The 6,163-nt window shown below is 31.6% G+C and carries 6 protein-coding genes; 1 reads left to right on the top strand and 5 read right to left on the bottom strand.

From position 1 onward, the window contains the following. Positions 1-3 precede the first annotated feature (3 nt). The 4 genes from Q0352_RS02220 to mtaB form a co-directional block, all read right to left on the bottom strand. A complete protein-coding gene (locus tag Q0352_RS02220) occupies positions 4-921 on the bottom strand; it encodes a lytic transglycosylase domain-containing protein (RefSeq protein ID WP_299522926.1) in 918 nt (305 codons plus the stop codon). Between the two features lie 74 nt (positions 922-995). Beyond that, a complete protein-coding gene (locus tag Q0352_RS02215; RefSeq protein WP_299522923.1) occupies positions 996-1,655 on the bottom strand; it encodes an alpha/beta hydrolase in 660 nt (219 codons plus the stop codon). After that, entirely contained in the window at positions 1,655-2,305 is a 651-nt protein-coding gene (locus Q0352_RS02210) for a MarC family protein (protein ID WP_299522920.1), read from the bottom strand. The genes Q0352_RS02215 and Q0352_RS02210 overlap by 1 nt, the downstream gene beginning before the upstream one ends. A 38-nt stretch (positions 2,306-2,343) precedes the next feature. Next, entirely contained in the window at positions 2,344-3,684 is a 1,341-nt protein-coding gene (gene mtaB, locus Q0352_RS02205) for a tRNA (N(6)-L-threonylcarbamoyladenosine(37)-C(2))-methylthiotransferase MtaB (protein WP_299522917.1), read from the bottom strand. A gap of 48 nt (positions 3,685-3,732) precedes the next feature. Here mtaB and Q0352_RS02200 point away from each other — a divergent pair, with 48 nt between their 5' ends. Continuing rightward, positions 3,733-4,050 (top strand): antibiotic biosynthesis monooxygenase, encoded by a 318-nt coding sequence (locus Q0352_RS02200; RefSeq protein WP_299522914.1) that lies wholly within the window; start codon positions 3,733-3,735, stop codon positions 4,048-4,050. Positions 4,051-4,337: 287 nt separating this feature from the next. Here Q0352_RS02200 and ftcD read toward each other — a convergent pair whose 3' ends face one another. Continuing rightward, on the bottom strand, positions 4,338-6,029 hold the full coding sequence (ftcD, locus tag Q0352_RS02195) for a glutamate formimidoyltransferase (protein ID WP_299522911.1): 1,692 nt from the start codon (positions 6,027-6,029) through the stop codon (positions 4,338-4,340). Between the last annotated feature and the right edge of the window lie 134 nt (positions 6,030-6,163).

Raw genomic sequence — 6,163 nt, 5'->3', positions numbered from 1 at the left:
ATATTAGATTTCAGTAGGAATTTTCAGTTGATACATTTTTCTTGACTTATTATTTAATTTATTTTCTCGCAACCACGGATTGTGTAATTTTAATACTTTATAGTTGATGCCTAAATCTTTCGAAAATTGAGCAATATCGGCTATTTCAGTATCTATTTCAATAATTCTAATTTCTTCTAATTTATATAAATCTTCATCATCAAATATAAAACCATATTTTTCAGGGTTTGATAATATTTCTTTTAACGCAACCATTCTTGGAATATAACGTTCTGTTTCATCTGCAAGTAATAAATCATAGTAATTGCTAACAATTTGAGTTTCAATTTTACTAGAAATACCATAATTTCCAGCATTATAAGCTGCAGCTGCTAATGTCCAATTTCCAAATCGTTCTTTTGATGCTTTTAAATAATCACAAGCTACTTGTGTTGCTTTTTCTAAATGATAACGTTCATCAACATTATCATTAATTTCTAATCCATTTTCTTTCCCTGTAGCTTCCATTATTTGCCAAAAACCTCGAGCTCCGGCAGGAGATGTTACATTTTGCAAACCACTTTCAATAACTGCCAAGTATTTAAAATCGTTTGGAATTCCATTTTTTTCTAAAATTGGTTCAATGATAGGGAAATATTTATGTGCTCTTTTTATTAAAAGCAACCCGTTAGATTGCCAATAGGTATTTACTAATAATTCTTTGTCAACTCGTTCTCTAATATCTTCCTTTTCAAGAGGTACTGCTTCACCAGCAAAATTAAGATTTGTTGGAATTTTTAACGCTCTAATTTGATACGATTCACTGGTGTTTTTATCACTGACAGCAGTAGTATTTGAATTTGTTGTTTTTGTTGCAAAAATTAATAGTGAACTTATCATTATAACAGCGACTAAGCCTAAAATTTTCATTGATTTGTCCATAGTTTATAGTGTTTGTTAAATGTTAAGTTACAAATAATTTTAAAATTAATGTGTTAAGAATGTTATTTTAACAATTAAAACGAATCCGTTATTATTTTACTAATAGATTTTGCTTTGTTAAGAATCATAACATGTGTGCCTTTTTCAATTGTAATGCAATCTTTTATATGTTTTATAGGGAAGATATGATCATCTGCGCCATGAATATGAATAACGTTATCAGAAGGTTTATGTTGTCTCCAATTAAGCACATTATAAATAGCCCAATTTAAATAATTAGAATCTCTAACAGACAAATATTCTTTGTATAATTTAACACGTTTTTCGGCGAAATCACCAAAAGCAAACGTTGAGAAATCTTCAATATTTGTAATTACTTTAGTTGGAAATAATTTATAAGCTTTGGTTTTTTGTATAAATTTTAATCGTTTTGGAAATTCATTTAAAGATTTTACACTTGAAATAATGATTACTTTTTTTGTTTTTAGATGCTTACTCATTTCTTGAACCATGATTCCACCAAATGAAACACCAACTAAAACAGGGTTTTCATCAGTAACCAAATCGGCCATTCTTTTTGCGTAATCTTCAATTGATTCTTTTTCAGAAAGAGGCAATAACCATTCTAAATAATGAAGCTCAAATTTGTCTTTTGAAAGCTGTAAGTATTCAAATATTTTTGGACTTGCTGCTAATCCGGGAACAAAATAAATATGTATTTTAGAATTATCCATTAACTATTAATCATCCCTAAGATGATTGGTTTTAAACCACTAAAGAAAAATTCTACAGCAATTACCATTACAATTAATCCCATTAAACGCATCATCACTTTATTTCCTGTTGACCCTAATTTTTCGGTAATTTGACTTGCGCCAACTAAAATTAAATATGTTAATAATAACATCACTGCAATGACTAAAATTAAAACAATTTTTTGAGGCATTTCAGAGGCGTCTTCCATTAAAATAATAGCATTAGTGATAGCTCCTGGACCACAAATCATAGGTATAGCTAAAGGAGTAATTGAAATATCTTCGACATAAGCATCAATTTTATTTTCATCATCAGTATGCTTAAAACTTCCTAATCTGGCTTGTAACATATCCCAACCCATGGTGAAAAATATAACTCCACCCACAATTCTAAAACTATTGACAGATATTCCAAAAAAATTAAATAAAATTTGACCTGAGAAAGCGAAAGCAAGAATGGTGAAAAAAGCCACTAATGTTGCTTTCTTTGCAGTTTGTTTACGTCGTTGTTTGCTTAAAGAAGCTGTCATCGACATAAATATTGGCATAGTTCCCAACGGGTTTATAATCGTAAAAAAAGACGTAAAAACTAAAAGTGCAAACGTGTATAAATCAGTTTCAGGTATCATTCTAGAATGTAAATTTTATTTTTTAAAACAATGCATTTTTATATACTTACAAAAGTAGGTTGATTTATCCATTCAAAGCGAACAATTCCATCATCATCTATTTCTTTTAATTTAATATGATGAAGTGTGTTTACTAGTTCAGGATTCCAAGGTGTTTTTACTTTTACATAATTTTCAGTAAAACCGTGAATAAATCCTTCTTTGTTTTCGCTTTCAAATAAAACGGTTAATTTATTTCCTAGCTGACTTTCATAAAAAGCTCTACGTTTTTTTACAGAGAGTCCTCTCAACATTTTACTACGTTTTGTTCGTACTTTTTTGGAAACAACGCCATCCATTTCAATTGCTTCGGTATTTGGTCTTTCTGAATAGGTGAAAACGTGTAAATATGAAATATCTAATTCATTTAGATAATTGTAGGTTTCTAAAAATAATTCGTCAGTTTCACCAGGAAAACCAATAATAACATCAACACCAATACAAGCATTTGGCATTACTTTTTTAATGGCTGTAACTCTATTATCGTAAGTTTCACGCAAATAACGGCGTTTCATTAATTTAAGCAGCGTATCACTTCCGCTTTGTAAAGGAATGTGAAAATGAGGAACAAAACTGTTTGATGTTGCAACAAATTCAATAGTTTCATTGGTTAATAAGTTGGGCTCAATAGATGAGATTCGTAAACGATGAATTCCTTCAATGGTATCTAAAGCTTGAACTAACTCATAAAAAGTATGCTCGTGTTTTTTGTTTCCAAATTCGCCTTTACCATAATCACCAATATTTACTCCAGTTAATACAATTTCTTTAATTCCTTTTTCTGAAATTTCTTTAGCGTTTTTAAGAACATTTTCTAAGGAATCACTTCTTGAAATTCCCCTTGCTAAAGGAATGGTACAATACGTACATTTATAGTCGCAACCATCCTGAACTTTTAAAAAGGCACGTGTTCTATCACCAATTGAGTAAGAACCAACATAAAAATCGGCTTCTTCAATTTCACAAGAGTGAATTTCACCCATTTCATTTTTTGACAGGTCATTGATATAATCAGTTACTTTAAACTTTTCAGTAGCACCCAAAACCATATCAACACCATCAACTGCTGCTAATTCTTCAGGTTTCAATTGGGCATAACATCCTATTGCAATTAAAAATGCATTTTCGTTTTGTTTTAAAGCCGATTTTACAATAGATTTAAAACGTTTGTCAGCATTATCAGTAACTGAACAGGTATTAATTACATATATATCAGCTTTCTCATCAAACTCAACACGGTCAAAACCTTCATTTTGAAAGTTTCTGGCAATGGTAGAAGTTTCTGAAAAATTAAGTTTACACCCAAGTGTGTAAAATGCGACTTTTTTTTGTGCGCTCATTCTTGTACATTTATCGGGTGCAAAAGTACAGAATTTTATTTTTATAATATGATTGCAAATACACCAAAACCACCTTATTATGCGGTTATTTTCACTTCAATTAGAACTGAAGGAGAAAAGGATTATAATAATATGTCAGATAAAATGGTAGAATTAGCTGAACAACAAGAGGGTTTTTTAGGCATTGAATCTGCTAGAAATGAACTTGGAATAACGGTTAGCTATTGGAATAATTTAGAAGCAATTCAGCATTGGAAACTAAATGTAGATCATACTGAAGCCAGGGAAAAGGGTAGAAGTACTTGGTATAAACAATTTAAAGTTAGAATATGTAAAGTTGAGCGCGATTATGGATTTGGACTATAAATTTAATTTGAAGCATTTTACTATTAAACTGTGTTAAAATTGCTAAAGAAAGTCAGTCTGAGCCTGTCGAAGACTTTTTAATTTGTTCTAAACTAAATACACTTCGGCAAGAGCTCAGGACAGGCTCAGCTCAGTGTGACAATGTTAGTACAGGCTTGTCGAAGATTTTCAATGACTATCATTGGAAAACAAGATTTGAAAAATATTCTTTAACCAACAATATAATGTTGAATATAAACCTAACAGGTTTTTAAAACCTGTTAGGTTTAATCTTCTTATTTAAGTTTTTACATTTTCCCATCAATATAATCCATGACCTCTTTTTCAATGGCCAATGTTTTGGTATAAATGGCTTTTGCTTTGGTTAAAATTTCTTCAGCAAAAACACGATCTTTTATATCTTTCGCATTGATACGAACATTAAAATAAGCACCAACAACTGCTGTTCTAGCACATAAAATACCAACACCAGCATCAGACAATGAACTTTGCAATCCGTCTTTTATCATGGCTTGCATAACTTCCATAGAATTATAAGCAGCTTCCATCACTTGAAACGGAATTTCAGTAGCGTATTTAGTAGCATCTTCAATAGCCTGTTTACGAAGTTCAATTTCTTCAGCATTTGATTTCGGCATTCTAAATCCGTCAATAATTTTATTAAAAGCATTGGTATCTTCATCTACCAAATACAATAAGTTGTTTTTATAAGCTTGCCCTTTTACTGCCCAATCTGAATAAAACTCCCATTTGTTGTCCCATCCAGCTTTATGAGCCGATAAATTAGCAACCATAGTTCCTAATGAAACACCTAATACACCCACATAAGCAGCTATAGAACCACCTCCGGGTGCCATAGATTCTCCTGCAGTTTCTTCAGCAAAATCGCTAACGGTAAAATCAATCAGTTTTTTTGTTGCACCTTTTAAAACATATTCAATAATTTTTTCATTTGGATTGAAAGGTTTTAAATCGTCTAATCCCAATGATTTTACGGCAATTTTAATTTTCTCTGCTTCTGAAATACCAAGAGAACGTTGTTGTTTGCGTAAAAAATAATCTCCAGCATCTAACATCGCTTTTAAAGGAATCAATCCAATCAATTCAGAACCTGTTACACGTAAACCTCTTTCAATAGCTGAATCTACAGTTGCATCAAAAGCAACGTGCATAGAAGTAATGTTGATATTGGTTAAGTTATAAGAAATTTGTGCAATTCCGTACTCTTCAATAAACCATCCAATACCCTTTACAGCTTTTAGTTTTCCAGGGACACGTAATGTTTCACCATGCTCATCAACCATAGGTTTACCTGACAATTTATTACCTTCATAAACAACTCTTCCTGCTTCACGAATATCAAAAGCAATGGCATTGGCTCTTCGTGTTGAAGTAGAATTTAAATTGACATTGTAGGCAATTAAAAAGTCACGTGAAGAAATAGCAATAGCACCTGTTTTTGCAACACTTTCATTATATTCAGCAGGTCCAAAGTCTGGTTTCCAAGCTGGATTTCCTAGTTTTTCTTTCAAGCCTTCATATTCACCAGATCTGCAACTTGCTAAATTTCTACGTTTTTCTTCTTTTGCAGCATTTTCATAAAAGTAACCAGGAATCCCCAATTCTTTTCCAACGCGCTCTCCTAATTGATGTGCAAAAACAGCGGTTTCTTCTAAAGTAATTCCTGCAATAGGCACTAACGGACAAACATCGGTTGCTCCAAAACGAGGATGTTCACCTGTATGCTTGCTCATATCTATTAACTCTGAAGCTTTTTTAATCAATCTAAACGCCGCTTCAATTACATTTTTAGGCTCTCCAACAAAAGTAATAACCGTTCTATTGGTCGCTTTTCCCGGGTCAACGTCTAATAATTTTACACCTTCTACAGTTTCAACCACAGCTGCAATAGCCTTAATTTTTGCCGAATCTCTTCCTTCACTTATATTTGGTACGCACTCTATTAATTGCTTGTTCATTTTTATCAAATTTTAAGACCCAAATTTAAGGCGATAATTTGATATTTTTGGGTACTATTTTTAAATATTTGAGGTTTATATTAACTGATTTATAGACCTAACAGGTTTTAGAAACCTGTTAGGTCTTGTTTTTT

Origin of the sequence: uncultured Lutibacter sp. (assembly GCF_937891065.1) — a bacterium.
GTDB lineage: Bacteria > Bacteroidota > Bacteroidia > Flavobacteriales > Flavobacteriaceae > Lutibacter.
Note: the sequence above shows the minus strand (reverse complement) of the source record. Positions and strands in the feature narration are given on the sequence as shown.

Excerpts from the sequence above, each read along its gene's own strand:
- Q0352_RS02220 (WP_299522926.1), bottom strand. The coding sequence starts at position 921 with ATGGACAAATCAATGAAAATTTTAGGCTTAGTCGCTGTTATAATGATA.
- Q0352_RS02215 (WP_299522923.1), bottom strand. The coding sequence starts at position 1,655 with ATGGATAATTCTAAAATACATATTTATTTTGTTCCCGGATTAGCAGCA.
- Q0352_RS02200 (WP_299522914.1), top strand. The coding sequence starts at position 3,733 with ATGATTGCAAATACACCAAAACCACCTTATTATGCGGTTATTTTCACT.
- ftcD (WP_299522911.1), bottom strand. The coding sequence starts at position 6,029 with ATGAACAAGCAATTAATAGAGTGCGTACCAAATATAAGTGAAGGAAGA.
- Q0352_RS02210 (WP_299522920.1), bottom strand. The coding sequence starts at position 2,305 with ATGATACCTGAAACTGATTTATACACGTTTGCACTTTTAGTTTTTACG.
- mtaB (WP_299522917.1), bottom strand. The coding sequence starts at position 3,684 with ATGAGCGCACAAAAAAAAGTCGCATTTTACACACTTGGGTGTAAACTT.